The sequence below is a fragment of the Nocardioides ungokensis genome (genome assembly GCF_013466985.1).
In the GTDB taxonomy this organism is placed as follows: Bacteria; Actinomycetota; Actinomycetes; order Propionibacteriales; family Nocardioidaceae; genus Nocardioides; species Nocardioides ungokensis.
Genome location: NZ_CP059164.1, coordinates 3,145,169 through 3,162,481 on the forward strand (window position 1 = coordinate 3,145,169; position 17,313 = coordinate 3,162,481).

The window sequence follows — 17,313 nt, forward strand, 5'->3', positions numbered from 1 at the left end:
GACACCACACCACGTCCTAAGTAGAGTAATTCACTGTACTTAAGACAAAGGAGCGCCATGAAGGTCGTCACCCTGGAGGTCCCCGAGCTCGGGAACCGCTGCCACCTCGTCCACGACGGCACCTCCGCCCTCGTCGTCGACCCTCCCCGGGACCTGGCCGCCGTCGAGCGCGCGGCCGAGGCCGAGAGCGTCGAGATCGCGGCGGTCGCCGACACCCACGTGCACAACGACTACGTCTCGGGGGCACTCGGGCTCGCGCGGCGCCACGGCGCCGACTACCTGCTCTCGGCCGACGAGCGGGTCGACTTCGAGCGGGTCGGGGTGCGCGACGGGGACGTCGTGCCGGTGGGTGAGCTGCAGGTGCGCGTCGTCGCGACGCCCGGCCACACCCGCCACCACCAGTCCTTCCTCGCGACCCACCACGACGCGCCCGGCGCCCTCTTCAGCGGCGGGAGCCTGCTGCACGGGACGGTCGGGCGCACCGACCTGGTGGATGCCCGCCTCACCCACGAGCTCGCCCGGGCGCAGTGGGCCAGCACCCGCCTTCTGGGCGGCCTCGACCCGACCACCCGCCTGCACCCCACGCACGGCTTCGGGAGCTTCTGCGCCGGCTCGACGCCCTGCAGCACCGACGGCGACCTCACCGTCGGCGCACAGCGGGAGGTCAACCCCGCACTGCTGCTCGACCGTGACGAGTTCGTGAGCCGGCTGGTGGCCGGCCTCGGTCCGATCCCGTCCTACTACCGCCACATGGCACCCCTGAACCGCGCCGGAGCCGGTCGAGCACTCCCCCGCAGCGCCCGCGCGGTCACCTCCGAGGACGTCACCGATGCGATCCTGCGCGGCAGCTGGGTCGTCGATCTCCGGGACCGGACGTCGTACGCCTCGGGACACCTGTCGGGCACCGTCAACGTGGAGTACGGCACCCAGTTCGCGACGTACGTCGGTTGGCTGGTGCCGTGGCAGGACGACATCGTGCTCCTGACGGACTCCCCCACCGACCTCGAGCCCGCACTCCGCGACCTCGCGGCGATCGGCATCGACGGGGTCGACACGCACCTGCTGGACGCCGGCGACCCGTTGACCGCGTCCTACCGCCGCGCCGCCTGGGCCGACTTCCGGGCGGCCTCGGAGCCGCGGGTGGTGGTGGACGTGCGCCAGCGCGACGAGTACGAGGCGGGGCACCTGCCCGGCGCCCTGCACCTGCCGGTCCAGGACGTCGAGACCCGCGGCGCCACCCTGCCCGCCGGGGAGCTGTGGGTGCACTGCCGCTCGGGCTACCGCGCCGGCATCGCCGCCAGCCTCCTGCACCGCCTGGGCCGCAGCGTCGTCCACGTGGACGACGACTGGGCACGCGTGGCCGAGCTGGCCATCCCGACCACGCCGGGCCTCGCGGCCTGAGCCGTCGGGACCGGTCCGCCGAGCAGGAACGGGGAAGGAGGTCGTGACCTCTTTAAGTCTAGTTCGTTGATCGACCAAGAATGTTTTCAAGGGCGCCGGTTCTCGAGCACACACGGGGCCCCGATCTCGGAGGAAAGCACCTTGCACACACCATCGACCAGACGCACCCCGAACCGGCGGACGTTGCGCATCGTCGGCGCCGCGGCCGTCGCCCTCGGGCTCGCGGCCGGACTCCAGGGGACCTCCGTCTCCTCGGCGCTCGCTGCCGGCCAGGACGGCGACGGACCGGTCTCGACCGATCCCGGAGCGAGCTCCCTGCTCCAGAGCCTCTTCAGCGCCACCCCCGGCATCGTCACCGACAAGTCCACCGTCCAGGGCCGGGACGGCAAGGCCTACTGGCTGGAGAACCACGTCGACACGACCACCCTCCCGACCTCAGTGCTCGACGGCCTCGACCTGCCCTCGCTGCCCGGCGGGCTCGGCGGCAGCGACGCCGGCGGGACCGTCCCCGACGACGGCCTCCGCCGCGAGTACCTGGTCGTCTGGGCCGGCGACAACAACGTCCTCGACAAGAGCGGCGCGGAGCTCACGACCCTGCCGAAGTCCGTCGGCACCGACCTGATCGGGCAGAAGGACCTGGTCGGCCCCGACTTCTTCGCCGTGGTCGACGCCACCAAGGGCTCGCCGTCGTACGGCAAGGTCGTCAACACCGCTACCGTCGGCCCGCTGGTGGAGAACGAGCCGCACCACATGCAGTACATCTGGCACAAGGGAAACAACATCTTCGCGGGCGGCCTGTTCACCGACGTCACCTACGTCGTGGACACCTCGCAGCTGCCGAAGCTGCAGCTCAAGGCGGTCAACCTGCCCACCGACACGCTGTGCGGCTCGGTGCCGGACGCCTACTGGGTCACCCATGACGGCGACGCGTACGGCACCTACATGGGCGGGCCGGACCTGCCCGGTCCGTGCACCTACACCGACGGGAGCGTCCGGGTGGGCAACGGGTTCGGCGGCTCGCCCGGCGAGCTCGTGCGGCTCGACAAGGAGGGCCGGACGGTGGACGAGGCGCCGGCCGCCACCGAGGCGCCGGAGACCAAGCAGCGCTGCGACAACATCCCGGCGCTGCCGTCACCCACCTGCGCCAACCCGCACGGGGTGCAGGCGCGCGAGGACCTGGACACGCTGGTGACCAGCGACTACAACGAGCCGCGGAACATCATCCTCAACCCGGTCTCCTCCCCGTCCTCCTACCTGCGCCGGCCGACGGTCCGCACCTGGGACATCTCCGACCGCGACCACCCGAAGCTCAAGGCGGTGTCGTTCCTCCCGGACGGCCCGCGCGTCGGCAAGGTGCCGCACCAGGAGGAGCCGCGGGCGGCGATGGAGACCACGGTCACCAACCTGCCGGGCCACAAGGGCGCGTTCGCCGAGACCATGCAGGGGCGGCGCCATCTACTACACGCCCGACATCACCGCGGACCAGCCGCAGTGGCGTGAGGTCTTCGACCTCACCACCTCCAACAAGCTGACCGACCCCAACAGCACGTACTACGGCGGAGGCAGCAACGGCGGCTGGCTCCAGACGAGCCTGGACGACAAGTACCTCTACCACGCGGTCGTGGGACGTCCGGCCTCCGGCGACGACCTCGGCTCCCCGCCGTACATCCTCAAGCTGGACATCCAGAAGCTGCTGGCCTCCGGGGAGAACCCGCAGTGCACCATCGACACGCTGGACGAGGTCACCGCGGGCGGGGCCGAGAGCGACTGCCCGGCGGTCGTCGACACCCTGCCCGCCAAGGGCGGCCCGCACTGGGGCGCCCTGGACAACCTCCAGGTCGGGGACGACGGCTACTACCACGAGACCACGGACGTGAAGCGGCTGGCGTACGCCAACTACTTCGTGGCCCGCACCGGTCTCAACGGCGACCACCGGGTCTGCATGGTCGACGTCCAGCCCGACCAGACCCTCGCGCTCGACGAGAAGTTCCGCGACGAGCGCACGGGCGAGGCCTGCCTCGACTTCGACCGCGCCTCTTGGCCGCACGGCGACTGGGGCCCGGCGAAGCCGCACTCGATGCTCTTCGTCACCGCCGATGACGACGTCAAGTGACAGCACCCGCGGGCGGGGCCTCCGGTCCCGCCCGCGGGTGGCCGCGCTCGGCGCGGCCGGCGCCGTCGCGGCGCTGGTCGTGGGCGGGGCCCTGTACGCCGGCACGGGCACCGCGGGCGACCCCCGCGAGGGCAACGCCCTGGTCCGTGACTGGTCCGCGCGCAGCGGCGGGCAGCAGGTGCTCGGCGGCGTCCGTACGCCGGGAGTCCCGACCGTCCAGCGGCTGCGCCACGACGACGTGGAGCTGACCGTGACCATCGCCCCGGCGCGGCCGGGGCCCAACCTGGTCCGCGTCGACAGCACGCCCGTCGGCACCGGGCACGAGCACCACCACAGCCTGCCGGTCCTGGTCGGGACCTCGGAGCACGACCTGGTCCGGGCCCGTCCCCGGCCCGGGACCGACGGGCTCTGGGCAGTCGTGGACCTCCCCGCAGGCACCGGCACGGCGCTCGTCACGCACGGGCCCCGACACCGGGTGCCGTTCGCGGTGGAGACCGGACCGCCACCCCGGACGCCGGATCCTGGACGGGGCCCGACGGGCCCGAGTGCCTGGCCGCCACGACCGGCTCCCTGCTGGCCGGCGGCGCACCCTCCGCGGGCTGCCCGGCCGACTCGCTCTCCTCCGCGGACGCGACCGCACTGCGGTCCGTCGTCGACACGCTCGCCACGCGCGGGGTGGAGCAGCTGGCCGTGCAGCACGACGGGTCGGTGCGCAGCCGGTCGGCGTACGACGTCGTACGCCGCGCCGCCACCGGGGCCGGACTGCGGGTCGTCGAACCGGGCGCCCACCCCGGGAGCCGGAGCGCGCTGATGGTCGTCAGCGGCTGGGCGGACGCCGCGCGCAGCCTGCGCCGGGTGACCGCCCTGCCCCTGGACCGGCAGCCGCTCCGTTCCGACGGCACCTGGCTCGCCCCCTGGCTGCTCACCCCTGCGGTGGTCGACTCGACGGAGGGCGCCGTCCTCCCGCTGGACTTCGACATCCGTGACGCGGGCGCCCAGGAGTACAGCCAGACGCTGGCGAAGTTCCTGCCGAGCCAGTCTCCCACCGCGTCGGGCTTCCGGGCCTGGCGTTCCGGGCACGGCGACCACGCCGACGCCCTCGAGCTGTTCGCGGCCTCGCGGGCGGCCATCATGCCGGCGGCCGGACACCACGACCACCACGAGACGGTGGTGTCCTGGTTCCCGGGCGGCACGGTCACTCCGGTCGGTTCTCCCACACCGGCCAACTGACAACCGAAAGGACGCTCCATGTCTCTCACCGACAGGACCGGTGGCGCCGCCCGGCGCCACCTCGCCCAGGCGGCCGACAGCCCCGCCCGCGTCGACACCGCCCGTGAGGCGCCGCCGGCCCAGGCCGGCGTGGTCATCACCGGGCTGCTGGCAGCGCTGGTGCTCGGCGGCACCGTCTTCAGCCGCTCAGGCACCATCCCGGCCGTGCTGTTCGGGCTCGGGCTCGCGCTCGGGTTCGTGCTTTTCCACAGCCGCTTCGGGTTCACCTCCGCCTGGCGGCAGCTGGTCGCGGTCAGGCAGGGCAAGGCGCTGCGGGCCCACATGCTGATGCTGGCCGTCGCCTGCACCCTCTTCGCGCCGATCCTGGCGACCCAGGCCTCGTGGGGCGACCTCCCTGCGGCGCCGGCCCTGGCGCCGATCGGGTTCGGCCTCTTCGTCGGGTCCTTCCTGTTCGGCGTGGGGATGCAGCTGGGCGGCTCCTGCGCCTCGGGCACGCTCTTCGCGATCGGCAGCGGCCAGACCGCCATCCTGCTGACCCTCACCGGCTTCATCGTCGGCTCGGTCGTCGGGGCGCTGCACTTCCCGTGGTGGACCAACGACCTGCCCAGCCACGCACCGGTCTCGCTCGCGGACACCGGTGCCGGCTACCTGGGAGCGTGGGCGATCTCGCTGGCGGTGATGGCCGCCATCGTCGGGCTGACCTACGTGATCGGGCGCGGACGAGTGGTCCCGCCCGTCGAGGAGCCGCCCGCCGCCCAGGGCGCCGCACGCGCCGTACGCGGCTCGTGGCCGCTGTGGGTGGGCGCGCTGCTGCTGGCCGGCCTGAACGTGCTGACCCTGCTCGTCTCGGGCTCCCCGTGGGGCGTGACCTTCGCGTTCTCCATGTGGGGCTCGAAGATCCTCGACGCCCTCGGCGTCGACGTGCTCTCGTGGCCGTTCTGGACCGACCCGGCGAACCTCGCGAAGTACCAGGCCGGCGTCCTCGCCGAGAAGACGTCGGTGATGGACCTCGGCATCATCGTCGGCGCGCTGATCGCGTCGGCGGCCGCGGGCGCGTTCGTCGTGCACCGCCGCATCCCCGCCCGGCTCGCGCTGGGTGCGGTCCTCGGCGGGATCCTGATGGGGTACGGCGCGCGCATCGCGTTCGGCTGCAACATCGGCGCCTACTTCGGCGGGATCGCGTCGTTCAGCCTGCACGGGTGGCTGTGGGGCGTGATGGCACTGGTCGGCACCTTCGCCGGCCTCGCCCTGCGCCCGCTCTTCGGGCTGACCAACCCGCGCCCGACGGACTCGGTCTGCTGAGACGGCCAGCCGTCCGCTAAATGGTTTGCGGCGCCCGGGCACCGGCCAGCACCATGGTCGGACCCGGGCGCCGCACCACGTGCAGCCGTGCCCATGACCGAGAGGAGCCGTGACATGTCCATCACTGTCCTCGGCCTGTCCGCAGACCGTCTCTCTCTCATCTCATGGAGCACCCACACCGATGTCCCAGGACTTCACGCAGCACCAGCAGTACACCTCTGACAACCTCGTCCGCCTGCCCGACCCCGACTCGGCAGGCGACGCCCTCGACGGGATCGACCCGTCCTTCGTGTTCGACTTCGCCGCCTACGACGAGATCGACGACCCCTCCCAGCGCTGGTCCACGTGGCTCAGTGTCGAGCCGCTGTCGCGCGGACCGGAGCCCCGCCCCGACTGGGTGGTGACGTCCCAGGGCGCCATCGACACCGAGGTCGGGATCCTCAAGACGGGCAAGGAGGCCGACGTCTTCCTGCTCGAGCGGGCCGATCCCGCCGACCCGGGCGGTGGGGTCGTGATGGCCGCCAAGCGGTATCGCGGCACCGACCACCGCAACTTCCACCGGGCCGCGTCCTACACCGAGGGCCGCAGCACCAAGCGCTCCCGCGACGAGCGCGCCCTCAAGCGCAAGAGCACCTGGGGCAAGGTCGTCGCGGCCGGCGAGTGGGCGGTCTCGGAGTGGGACGCCCTCAAGCGCTTCTGGGAGATCGGGCTGCCGGTCCCCTACCCCGTGCAGATCGACGGGACGGAGATCCTGATGGAGTGGATCACCGTCGACGGCGAGACCGCACCTCGGCTGGCCCAGACACGACCCGAGCCGGAGCTGCTGGCGTCGTACTTCGACCAGCTGCGCGAGGCCATGGCCACGATGGTCCAGCACGGGGTCGTGCACGGCGACCTCTCGGCGTACAACATCCTCGCCGCGGGCGAGCGGCTGGTGATCATCGACCTGCCGCAGATCGTCGACCTCGCCGGCAACGCCGCGGGCATGGACTTCCTGCTGCGCGACTGCACCAACGTGTGCACGTGGTTCCGGGGCAAGGGTTTCGAGGTCGACGAGCACGCGCTGTTCGGCGAGCTCGTGGCGCACGCGTTCTGAGGGCACCGAGCGCGTAGTTTTCGGGTGTGAGACACACCCGGGGCCGCGTGGTCGAGATCGAGTCGCTCGCGGAGTTCGACCGTCGGATGGCCCGCGGGGCCAGGACCCTCTCGGGCTGGTGGGTCAAGGCGGTCGACCTGTCGGGGCGGGGCGACGACCTCGCCCGCTGCGACGTCGCAGGGGCGTCGTTCCTCGGCTGCACGTTCGCGGAGGGCGACGAGGCGCGGATCGAGGCCCGGGGTGGCACCGTCTTCCCGACCATCCGGGGCGTGCCCGTCGACCCGTTCCGCACCTCGCTCTACACCGCACCGGAGCTGTACGACGCGCCTTCCTACCCCGACAGCCTCGACGCGCGCGCCTACGCCTGGTCGCAGGGGCCGGTCGACCAGGAGTCCCTGCTCGCCCGGGCGCTGCACGACCACGCCATCGACCAGGCGCTCGTGGAGTGGGTGCGGCCACGGCACCTCGTCGGGGTGATGGGCGGCCACACGGTGCAGCGCGGCGAACCGGCGTACGCCGAAGCGGCCAGGCTCGGCCGGCTGCTCGCCGCCGCGCACGTGGTCACCACCGGCGGCGGCCCCGGGGCCATGGAGGCCGCCAACCTGGGCGCGCGGCTCGCCGACCGGCCGCGCGCCGACCACGACGAGGCCGTGACGGCGCTCGCCGAGGTGCCGTCCTACCACCCGTCCGTCGGGGCCTGGGCCGACGCGGCACTGGCGGTCCTCGCACGACTGCCCGGCCGGACCGAGTCCCTCGGCATCCCGACCTGGCACTACGGCCACGAGCCGCCCAACGTGTTCGCGACCGCGATCGCGAAGTACTTCCGCAACGCCACCCGCGAGGCGATCCTGGTCGAGGTCTGCGACGCCGGCATCGTCTTCCTGCCGGGCGTCGGCGGCACGGTCCAGGAGGTCTTCCAGGACGGCTGCGAGAACTTCTACGCCGACGAGTCGTCGGTCGCCCCATGGTGCTGGTCGGCCGGACCTACTGGACCGAGACCGTGCCGGCGTGGCCCCTGCTGGCGTCGCTGGCGCGAGGGCGGGTGATGGAGCACCACGTCCACCTCGTCGACACGATCGACGAGGCCGCGAACCTCATCGAAGTCGCCACGCGGGAGCGCGTCGAACCCTAGGGTTACGGCTCGTGAACCTCACCCGTCGTGACCTCTTCCGCTCCGCCGCAGCACTCGGTGGCGCGGCCGCCCTCGGCAGCCTGGGTGGCCTGGCCGAGCAGGCCGTCGCCGGGTCCGCCACACGCCACCGGGGCACGCTCGACCGCGTGGTCGCGAAGGGCGCGGCCGGCCGCAAGGGCTGGCGCCCGCTCGTCCACGCTCCCGGCGAGGACCACGTCGTGCGCACGGGCCTCGGCGCCGCGGCCAAGGCGGGTCGCAAGGACCGTCGCCGCGCCCTGCTGGCCTTCGCCCAGCTCTCCGACGTGCACGTGGTGGACGCGCAGTCGCCCCTGCGCCTGGAGGGCGGCGACGTCGTCGTCTCGGCCGCCTACCGGCCGCAGGAGGTGCTGACGTCGCACGTGGCCGAGGCGATGGTGCGCGAGATCAACGAGGTGGGCCGCGGCCCGGTCACCGGCCGGCCCCTCGACCTGGCGATCCAGACCGGAGACAACTCCGACAACAGCCAGTACAACGAGATCCGCTGGAACATCGACCTCCTCGACGGCGGCCGGGTCCGTCAGGACTCCGGCGACCTCACGAAGTACGAGGGCGTCATGGACGGCGACCCGGACTTCTACGACACCGCCTTCTGGCACCCCGGGGGCGCGCCGGCCGGCAAGCCCGTCGACGACTACCGCGCGAAGCACGGCTTCCCGGTGGTGGCCGGCCTGCTCGACGACTGCCGCCGCCCGTTCCAGGCGCACGGCCTCGGCATCGAGTGGTTCACGGCGCTCGGCAACCACGACCAGCTGGTGCAGGGCAACGCCACCCACACCGTCGCCCTGAACGCGACGGCCACCGGGTCGGCGAAGCAGACGTCGAAGGGGGTCCGGTCGGTCACCCCGGACCCGGACCGCCGGATCCTCAGCCGCGCCGAGATGGTCGCCGAGCACTTCACCACCGTCGGCCTGCCGGTCGGGCACGGCTTCACCGAGCAGAACCGGTCCGACGGGACGGCGTACTACACCTTCGACCGCGGGCTCGTCCGCTTCGTCGTCCTCGACACGGTCAACGAGAACGGCCAGGCCGAGGGGTCCCTCGACCAGACCCAGTTCGCGTGGCTGCAGGCCCAGCTGGCCGACGCCGCCGACCGCCTGGTCGTGGTGGCCAGCCACCACACCTCCTGGACGATGGACAACGCGATCGCGGGCCCGACCGGGGCGCGGGTCCTCGGTGACGCGGTCGTGACCGAGCTGCTGGCCCACGACACCGTCATCGCCTGGGTCAACGGCCACACCCACAGCAACGAGGTCCGGGCGCACGCCCGCGAGGGCGGGGGTGGCTTCTGGGAGATCAACACCGCCTCGCACATCGACTGGCCCCAGCAGTCGCGGCTCGTCGAGATCGTCGACAACCGGGACCGGACGCTGTCGATCTTCACCACGATGCTCGACCACGGCGCCCCGCTCGCCCCCGCGGCGCAGCTCGACGGCCCGATGAAGCTGGCCGCGATGGGCCGCCTGCTCGCGGCGAACGACCCCCAGGAGCAGACCACCGACCGGCGGGGCACCCGCTGGGCTCGCAACACCGAGCTGCTCGTGCGGGCGCCCCAGTTCCTGCGCTGAGGCGCCGCGGGTCAGGACTCGGTGGCGGCGAGCTGGCCGCAGGCTCCGTCGATCTCCCGGCCCCGGGTGTCGCGGACCGTGGTGGGGATGCCCCTCGCCTCCAGCCGGCGCACGAACTCCCGCTCGTCCGCGGGGTCGGAGGCGGTCCACTTCGAGCCCGGGGTCGGGTTCAGCGGGATCAGGTTGACGTGCACCCAGCCCCAGTCGCCGTAGGAGCCGAGCACGTCGGCCAGCAGGTCGGCGCGCCAGCCCTGGTCGTTGATGCCGCGCATCATGGCGTACTCGATGGAGACGCGCCGCTTGGTGGTCCGCGCGTAGTTCCAGGCGGCCTCGACGGTCTCGGCGACCGAGAACCGGGTGTTGATCGGCACCAGCTCGTTGCGCAGCTCGTCGTCGGGCGCGTGCAGGCTCAGAGCGAGGGTCACCGGGATGCCCTCCTCGGCAAGCTGGTTGATGCGGGGCACCAGGCCGACCGTCGAGACGGTGACCCCGCGCGCCGACATCCCGAGGCCGTCCGGCGTCGGGTCGGTCAGGCGGCGTACGGCGCCGATGACTGCCTTGTAGTTGGCCAGCGGCTCCCCCATGCCCATGAACACCACGTTGGAGACGCGGCCCGGGCCGCCGGGCACCTCACCGCGGGCCAGTGACCGGGCGCCGGCGACGACCTGCTCGACGATCTCGGCCGTCGACATGTTGCGCTGGAGCCCGCCCTGGCCGGTGGCGCAGAACGGGCAGGCCATGCCGCACCCTGCCTGGCTGGACACGCACATGGTGGCCCGGTCGGGGTAGCGCATCAGCACCGACTCCACGAGCGCGCCGTCGAAGAGCTTCCACAAGGTCTTGCGGGTGGTGCCCCGGTCCGCCTCCATCGTGCGCAGCGGCGTCATCAGGGGCGGGAGCAGCGCCGAGACCAGCTCGTCGCGCTGCGCGGCCGGCAGGTCGGTCATCTGCGCGGGGTCGTCGACCAGCCGGGCGAAGTAGTGGGTCGAGAGCTGACGGGCGCGGAAGCCGGGCAGGCCCTGCTCCTCCAGGAGCGCCTTGCGCTCGGCCGCAGCGAGGTCAGCGAGATGGCGCGGAGGCTTGCGACGGCCCCGCGGCTCGTCGAACACGAGCGGCAGGGTCTTAGTCCCCTCCTCGGCGACGGGGCCGGCTGCGGCGGAGGTGGGATCGGTGCTGGGCGGGGTGGCGGCGTCGGACATCAGGTCTCGATCATCGCATCCGGTCCGCTACAGCTGCGAAATCCCGCTGCTGGCACCGTTCTCGCGACCGACCAGGATCCACAGCACCAGTGCGGCGACCCCGAGCACGACCAGGGCCGTGGTGACCACGCCGATCGCCATGTAGATGCCGAACCGGCGAGTGCGGGGAGCGACCAGGAGGCCGATCGGCACCGCCAGCGCGACCAGCACGAACGGGAAGAGGTCCTCCGCGGTGTGGTCGTCGAAGAGCCAGCTCAGGATCGCGTAGTACAGGCCCGGGATCACGATCACGTAGGCGAGACCGGTGAAGAAGCCGGTGAGCGCGGTGAACGTCGGGTGGTCGCGGTGCCACCAGTCCGGCTGGCGCGCCGGCACTGCGTCCGTGTGGGTCTGCTCGCTGGTCATCATCACGATCCTTGCAGACGGGGCCCAGCGAGTCAGCAACCCCCGCCGTACGACCGGTTGTGTCTTGTGGCACCCGTCTCACGAGTCCACGCTGTCCCCATGGAGGTCCGCTTCGTGGACGCGACCGGCGCGCACCGGCGCGAGCCGGATGACGTCGTCGAGCTGTTCGCCCACGAGGACGGCTTCTTCTGGATCGACGTCCCGGTCTGGGACGACGCCAGCGAGGAGGTCGTCCTCGGTCTCGGCGTGCACCCGCTGGTCCTCGAGGCGTGCCGCCAGCGGAACTACGTCCCGACAGTGCACGGGTACGACGACCACGTGTTCGTGACGACCCAGTCACCGTTCCTGGGAGCCGTCGGCCACGTGCACCTGCTCGAGCTCGACCAGATCATCGCCCACCACTACCTGGTGACCGTGCACGGCCCGATCAACCCCGACGTGGAGCTGTCCCGTGCCCAGGTGGAGACCGACGGGGTGCTGGCCCGCATCGAGGGCGGGCGGTTCCGGCCGACGACGCCAGCCGAGCTCTCCTACGCGATCACCTCGGCGGTGGCGCGGCGCCAGAGCAGCCTGATCCGCGAGGTCGCCGCCAAGCTCCCCGACCTGGAGCGACAGGTGATGTCCTCCCAGTTCCGCGACCCCGAGGCGCTGCTGGAGGCGATGTTCCTGATCCGCCACGAGCTGATCACCACGCGCACCATGGCCGCCCAGTGCCACGACATCTGGGTGCGGATGGCCGACATCCGGCGGATGACCGACGACCCGGACGCCGTACGCGCCCGCGACCTCGCCGACCAGTTCGACCGGGTCCGGTCCCTCGCCGACGGGGAGTCGCACTTCCTCTTCGGGGTGATCGAGCTCTACCAGACCAAGGTCCACACGAAGATGACCGTCGCGATGGAGCGGCTTGCGGTGATCGCCGCGGTGACCCTGCCGGTCACGGCCATCGCGTCGGTCTACGGGATGAACGTCATCGTCAACCAGCACACCCACTGGGTCCAGCTCGTGATCGTCCTGTGCGTGATGATCGCGATCAGCCTCATGCTGCTGCGCTGGGCCAGGCGCCAGGGCTGGTGGTGACGCGGCGCGGCCGGGAGCGGGGTGCTTGCTGCCCGGGCCGTGACTCAGCCACCGTCCGGCCGACCGATCCCGCGGCAGCCAGGCACCGGATCGACCTCAGAAGACCAGGTAGTGCAGCAGCAGCCAGATCGGGGCGATCGTGGCCAGCAGCGAGTCGAGGCGGTCCATCAGGCCGCCGTGGCCGGGGATCACCTGGCTCATGTCCTTGATGCCGAGGTCGCGCTTGATCACCGACTCGCACAGGTCGCCGAGGGTGGCCATCACGACGGCGATCAGCCCCAGCAGGACGCCCACCCACCAGGACCCGTCGAGCAGGTAGACGACCAGCGCCCAGCCCACCACGACGCAGAAGACCACGGACCCGCCGAAGCCCTCCCAGGACTTCTTGGGGGAGATCACCGGGGCCATCGGGTGCTTCCCGAAGAGCACGCCAGCGATGTACCCGCCGATGTCGGAGGCAATCGTGACCAGCACGAACGTGATGATGCCCTGCACTCCGGCGTTGTCGAGGCCACCCCCGCCGATGCCGCCCTCGCGGAGCATCAGCGCCACGAACGAGCCCAGGAACGGCACGTAGACCAGCGTGAAGACCGAGGCGGTGGAGTTCATGACGTAGCCGTCGATGCCCCGCCGCAGCAGCCACAGCATCACGACCAGGGCGGTGACCGCGGTCGCGGTCACCAGGGCGGCCGAGCCCCAGATGTAGGCGACCGTGACCATGACGACCCCGCCCAGCATGAGCGGCTGCTCGGGGAGGTCCATCCCCTTGGCTCGGAAGCCCTGGTGCAGCTCCCACACCGCGACGACGACCGCCGCCGCGACGATGACCATGAACGCCGTCTTCCAGAAGACCAGCGAGACGACGATGGCAGCCAGCAGGACGACGCCGGAAGCGATCGCCTTCGGCAGGTCACGCCCGGCGCGGCCATAGCCTGGGGAGGGCGCCGGCGCAGGGCCGGGCGAGGTCTCGGTCATGAAAGTGGGAGTGGTCGAGGTCGTCAGACCTCGATCAGCTCGGCTTCCTTGTGCTTCAGCATCTCGTCGATGGTGTCCGTGTGCTTCTTGGTGATGGAGTCGAGCCGCTTCTCCGCACCGGTGACGTCGTCCTTGCCGACCTCGCCGTCCTTCTCGAGCTTCTCGAGGTGCTGCTTGGCGGTACGACGCAGGTTGCGGACCGCGACGCGGCCGTCCTCGGCCTTGGCCTTGGCGACCTTGATGTACTCCTTGCGGCGCTCCTCGGTGAGCTCGGGGAACACGCAGCGGATCACCTTGCCGTCGTCGGCGGGGTTCACGCCGAGGTCGGAGTCGCGGATCGACTTCTCGATGTTCTTCATCGCGCCCTGGTCGTAGGGCGAGATGAGGATGACGCGGGCCTCGGGGGCGGTGAACGACGCGAGCTGCTGGAGCGGGGTCGGCGAGCCGTAGTAGTCGACGACGATCTTGTTGAACATGCTGGGGTGCGCACGACCTGCCCGGATCGCCGCGAACTCCTCGCGCGTCGCCTCGACCGACTTGTCCATCTTGCTGTCGGCCTCGTTGAGGATGTCGTTGATCACGGCTGCTCCTGTTTCGTCACGTACGTCGATGTCCGGGGTCGTGCCCGTCGGCACTCAGCCGGCGCTGACCAGTGTTCCGATCTTCTCACCCTGCACGACACGCAGGATGTTGCCCTCGGGCTCCATGCCGAAGACGACCATGGGGAGCTTGTTCTCCCCGCACAGGGCGAACGCCGTCTGGTCCATGATGCGCAGGCCGCGGCTCATCGCCTCGTCGTAGGTCAGCTCGTCGAACTTGGTCGCCGTCGGGTCGACCTTCGGGTCGGCGGTGTAGACGCCGTCCACGCCGCTCTTGGCGACCAGGACGACGTCGCACTTGCTCTCCAGCGCGCGCTGCACCGCGACCGTGTCGGTGGAGAAGAAGGGCATGCCCATGCCGGCGCCGAAGATCACGACCCGGCCCTTCTCCATGTGCCGGATCGCGCGGCGGGGCACGTAGGGCTCGGCGACCTGACCCATGGTGATGGCGGTCTGGACCCGGGTCTCGACGCCCATCTTCTCGAGGAAGTCCTGGAGGGCCAGGCAGTTCATGACGATGCCGAGCATGCCCATGTAGTCCGCGCGCACCCGGTCCATGCCGCGCTGCTGCAGCTCGGCGCCGCGGAAGAAGTTGCCGCCACCGGTCACGACGGCGACCTGGACCCCAGCCCGGGCCACTCCCGCGATCTCGCGGGCGATCTTCTGCACCACGTCGGGGTCGACTCCGACCTTGCCGCCGCCGAAGACCTCACCGGACAGCTTGAGCAGGACTCGCTTGTACCCGGTCACCTGAGACCTCCCTCGTCGTCATCGCCACGCAGAAACCTATCCGATCAACCGGCGCGGCCCCGACCCGGCGTCGTCCCGCCGGCTACCCGTTCCCCCGGCCCGCCATGACCATCGCGACGACGATCCCGAACACCAGCAGTCCGGCCAGGACCGCCGCGACGATCTTGGGCACGCTCCAGGGCCGCTCGCCGACGACCTCCCCGGTGTTGGCGTTGACCAGGACCTGCCAGGACTTGCCGCCGTAGAGATAGGTGGCGATCCACAGCGGGAGCAGCACCAGCTTGAACATCGCCTGGGAGTAGGTGACGTCCACGTCGGTGACCCGCTGCTCGTCGCCGCCGATGTCGCGCCGGCAGTCCTCCTTGATCACCGAGCGCATCCGTGACCGCGCGTCCTTCGCCCCCTCGTCGGGGTCGACGTCGTAGCGCAGGGCGGAGTAGCCGGTGAGGTACTCCGGCTGGAACGGACGGGCCTCGGCCAGGGGCCACGGACCCATGTCCTCGAGCCGTTCGGGGTCGAGCCGGCGCGTGCCCACGACGAGCACGTCGTCGAAGGACCGGGCGACGTGGCCCGACGCGGGGTACCAGCGGGTGTGCTGCACCTGCCGGGTCTCGGTGCGGGTGCCGCCCTTGCCGTCGGGGACCTGGTAGGTCTCGGTCACCCAGTAGTGCTCGCCCCGCTGACCGGCGTAGTCGGTCTCGGTGTGGGCGTCGAAGGTCCAGTGCGGCACGTAGGTGCCGGCCAGTCCCTCGGTCGACCCGACCCGCTTCAGGGCGCCGGGGCGAACCGGCGCGAGCGCACCCAGCTGCCGAACGCCTCCTGCGCGCCGCGGCGGTCGACGTGGAACGGCACGACGGCCTCCGGTGCGACCAGGCCCTCGGGCTGCTCCACCGTCACCAGGGCACCCCCGCAGAACTGGCAGGTGCCGGCCAGGTCGACCGTCTCGGTGCTCGCGCCGCACCCGCTGCAGCGCAGGACCTGGGCGCCGATCGCGGCGACCCGCACGGCACCGTTCCGGGCCTGCCACTCGTCGTAGGAGTGCTCGCGGACGGCCACCTCGGGGCCGGCGATGGCCAGCTCGCGGCCGCAGGAGCCGCAGCGCAGCACCGTGGTGCCGGGCGCGTACGCCGTCTGGGCCCCGCAGCTGGGACACGTGGAGCTCAGGGGCGCCGGACCCGGGGTCGGCGACTCGCTCTCGACCGTCATGGCGGGAGTCGTCAGGCCTGCGGCGGGGCCGGCGGGGTGGCCGGCGGCGTGGGCGGAAGCGGCGGCGGGGTGGCGGCGAACAGCCCGCCCAGGGCCGGCACGTCGGCGGCGGCCGTCCACTCGGCCATGCCCTGCTGCCAGACCGGGGTGGTGGGCGTCAGGTCGCCCGCCGCGACCCGCGCGGGCAGGTCGGCGACGGCGACCGGCCCGACCTGCTGCCCGGCGACCGCCAGGAACCACGACGCGGCGGCGCCCGGGACCGGTGGCGGCCCGGGAGGCGCGGCGGCCGGTGCGCCGGTCCGGTCCGCGTGCGCCAGCGACTGGGCCATCTGCTGGCCGAGTGCCATGCCCACGCCGAGGCCCAGCCCCTCGCCGGCTCCCCCGGGGTTGTTGGCGGCGTCACCGATCGCGGTGGCGGACTGGAACCTGGCGTACTGGTCGAGATCGCCGAGCACCCCCATCTGGGTGCGCTTGTCGAGGGCGGCCTCGACCTCCGGGGGCAGGGAGATGTTCTCGATGACGAAGCGCGGGATGCTGATGCCGAGCTCGGCGAGGTTGGTGGTCAACGCACCGGCGAGCGTGGCCGCGATGGTCTGCTGGTTGGCCGCGAGGTCGAGCATCGGAAGGTTGGAGGCGGCCAGCGCCGTACCGACCTGGCTGACGATGTTCTGTCGCAGGAACTCCGACACCTCGTCGGTGCGGAACTGCGGGTCGGTGCCGACGAGCTGCCGCAGCAGCTTGGCGGCGTCGACGACCTGCAGGGAGTAGGTGCCGAAGGCGCGGAGCCGGACCACCCCGAACTCGGCGTCACGCACCGTGACCGGGTTCTGCGTGCCCCACTTCATGTCGGTGTACTGCCGCATCCCGACGAAGTAGACCTCGGCCTTGAACGGCGAGCTGAAGCCGTACTTCCAGCCCTTGAGGTCGGAGAGGATCGGGAGGTTGCGCGTCTCGAGGGTGTAGGTGCCGGGCGTGAAGACGTCGGCGATCTGGCCCTCGTCCTCGAAGACGGCGACCTGCCCCTCGCGCACCACGAGCTGGGCGTTCATCTTGATCTCGTTGCCCTCGCGGGGAAACCGCCAGACCAGCGTGTCGCGGGTGTCGTCGAGGAACTCGACGATGTCGATGAACTGGCCGCGCACCTTGTCCATGAAGCCCATGAATGTCCCCTCGTGACGTCCCGGGACGACCCCCGGGCACCTCAGCGGGGAGAGTACTGGA

At 71.6% G+C, this 17,313-nt stretch carries 18 protein-coding genes; 9 read left to right on the forward strand and 9 right to left on the reverse strand.

The genetic code is table 11. The features are described 5' to 3' along the window. The first annotated feature begins 57 nt into the window (after window positions 1–57). The 3 genes from H0S67_RS15505 to H0S67_RS15515 all read left to right on the forward strand — a co-directional run bounded on the left by H0S67_RS15505 (window position 58) and on the right by H0S67_RS15515 (window position 3,514). A complete protein-coding gene (locus H0S67_RS15505; RefSeq protein WP_180933770.1) occupies window positions 58–1,401 on the forward strand; it encodes a rhodanese-like domain-containing protein in 1,344 nt (447 codons plus the stop codon). A gap of 183 nt (window positions 1,402–1,584) precedes the next feature. Beyond that, window positions 1,585–2,901, forward strand: coding sequence for a hypothetical protein (locus tag H0S67_RS15510; protein WP_180933771.1), 1,317 nt, complete (start codon window positions 1,585–1,587; stop codon window positions 2,899–2,901). 121 nt (window positions 2,902–3,022) lie between these two features. Beyond that, on the forward strand, window positions 3,023–3,514 hold the full coding sequence (locus H0S67_RS15515) for a hypothetical protein (RefSeq protein WP_180933772.1): 492 nt from the start codon (window positions 3,023–3,025) through the stop codon (window positions 3,512–3,514). On the opposite strand, the gene H0S67_RS15520 is transcribed toward H0S67_RS15515, so the two are convergent. Next, the gene (locus H0S67_RS15520; RefSeq protein ID WP_180933773.1) at window positions 3,507–3,746 is read right to left on the reverse strand and encodes a hypothetical protein; all 240 of its coding nucleotides are present in this window, start codon (window positions 3,744–3,746) and stop codon (window positions 3,507–3,509) included. The two genes, H0S67_RS15515 and H0S67_RS15520, sit on opposite strands and share 8 nt — an antisense overlap. 443 nt (window positions 3,747–4,189) lie before the next feature. Here H0S67_RS15520 and H0S67_RS15525 point away from each other — a divergent pair, with 443 nt between their 5' ends. The 5 genes from H0S67_RS15525 (at window position 4,190) to H0S67_RS15545 (ending at window position 9,878) form a co-directional block, all read left to right on the forward strand. After that, window positions 4,190–4,744 (forward strand): hypothetical protein, encoded by a 555-nt coding sequence (locus H0S67_RS15525; RefSeq protein WP_180933774.1) that lies wholly within the window; start codon window positions 4,190–4,192, stop codon window positions 4,742–4,744. 18 nt (window positions 4,745–4,762) lie between these two features. Further along, window positions 4,763–6,046 carry a YeeE/YedE family protein gene (locus tag H0S67_RS15530; RefSeq protein ID WP_180933775.1) on the forward strand — a complete coding sequence of 428 codons (1,284 nt, stop codon included), beginning with the start codon at window positions 4,763–4,765 and terminating at the stop codon, window positions 6,044–6,046. Window positions 6,047–6,227: 181 nt separating this feature from the next. Continuing rightward, complete coding sequence (locus H0S67_RS15535; protein ID WP_180933776.1) at window positions 6,228–7,142, forward strand: serine protein kinase RIO; 915 nt, start codon at window positions 6,228–6,230, stop codon at window positions 7,140–7,142. Window positions 7,143–7,168: 26 nt separating this feature from the next. Continuing rightward, the gene (locus H0S67_RS15540) at window positions 7,169–8,188 is read left to right on the forward strand and encodes an LOG family protein (RefSeq protein ID WP_246354788.1); all 1,020 of its coding nucleotides are present in this window, start codon (window positions 7,169–7,171) and stop codon (window positions 8,186–8,188) included. 97 nt (window positions 8,189–8,285) lie between these two features. Beyond that, window positions 8,286–9,878, forward strand: coding sequence for a TIGR03767 family metallophosphoesterase (locus tag H0S67_RS15545; RefSeq protein WP_180933777.1), 1,593 nt, complete (start codon window positions 8,286–8,288; stop codon window positions 9,876–9,878). A gap of 11 nt (window positions 9,879–9,889) precedes the next feature. On the opposite strand, the gene rlmN is transcribed toward H0S67_RS15545, so the two are convergent. Continuing rightward, window positions 9,890–11,077 (reverse strand): dual-specificity RNA methyltransferase RlmN, encoded by a 1,188-nt coding sequence (gene rlmN, locus H0S67_RS15550; protein WP_219635292.1) that lies wholly within the window; start codon window positions 11,075–11,077, stop codon window positions 9,890–9,892. Between the two features lie 27 nt (window positions 11,078–11,104). After that, window positions 11,105–11,482: a hypothetical protein gene (locus H0S67_RS15555; protein WP_180933778.1), complete on the reverse strand. Its 378-nt coding sequence runs from the start codon at window positions 11,480–11,482 to the stop codon at window positions 11,105–11,107. 99 nt (window positions 11,483–11,581) lie between these two features. Here H0S67_RS15555 and H0S67_RS15560 point away from each other — a divergent pair, with 99 nt between their 5' ends. Next, window positions 11,582–12,562, forward strand: coding sequence for a magnesium transporter CorA family protein (locus H0S67_RS15560; RefSeq protein ID WP_180933779.1), 981 nt, complete (start codon window positions 11,582–11,584; stop codon window positions 12,560–12,562). A gap of 96 nt (window positions 12,563–12,658) precedes the next feature. On the opposite strand, the gene H0S67_RS15565 is transcribed toward H0S67_RS15560, so the two are convergent. The 6 genes from H0S67_RS15565 to H0S67_RS15585 form a co-directional block, all read right to left on the reverse strand. Beyond that, window positions 12,659–13,537 carry a phosphatidate cytidylyltransferase gene (locus H0S67_RS15565; RefSeq protein ID WP_180933780.1) on the reverse strand — a complete coding sequence of 293 codons (879 nt, stop codon included), beginning with the start codon at window positions 13,535–13,537 and terminating at the stop codon, window positions 12,659–12,661. Window positions 13,538–13,560: 23 nt separating this feature from the next. Next, complete coding sequence (gene frr, locus H0S67_RS15570) at window positions 13,561–14,115, reverse strand: ribosome recycling factor (protein ID WP_219635723.1); 555 nt, start codon at window positions 14,113–14,115, stop codon at window positions 13,561–13,563. A gap of 57 nt (window positions 14,116–14,172) precedes the next feature. Further along, entirely contained in the window at window positions 14,173–14,886 is a 714-nt protein-coding gene (gene pyrH, locus H0S67_RS15575; RefSeq protein WP_180933782.1) for a UMP kinase, read from the reverse strand. A gap of 82 nt (window positions 14,887–14,968) precedes the next feature. Beyond that, complete coding sequence (locus tag H0S67_RS23745) at window positions 14,969–15,616, reverse strand: hypothetical protein (protein WP_219635293.1); 648 nt, start codon at window positions 15,614–15,616, stop codon at window positions 14,969–14,971. A gap of 38 nt (window positions 15,617–15,654) precedes the next feature. Further along, a complete protein-coding gene (locus H0S67_RS23750; protein ID WP_219635294.1) occupies window positions 15,655–16,092 on the reverse strand; it encodes a hypothetical protein in 438 nt (145 codons plus the stop codon). Between the two features lie 11 nt (window positions 16,093–16,103). Further along, on the reverse strand, window positions 16,104–17,252 hold the full coding sequence (locus tag H0S67_RS15585; protein WP_180933783.1) for an SPFH domain-containing protein: 1,149 nt from the start codon (window positions 17,250–17,252) through the stop codon (window positions 16,104–16,106). Window positions 17,253–17,313 lie beyond the last annotated feature (61 nt).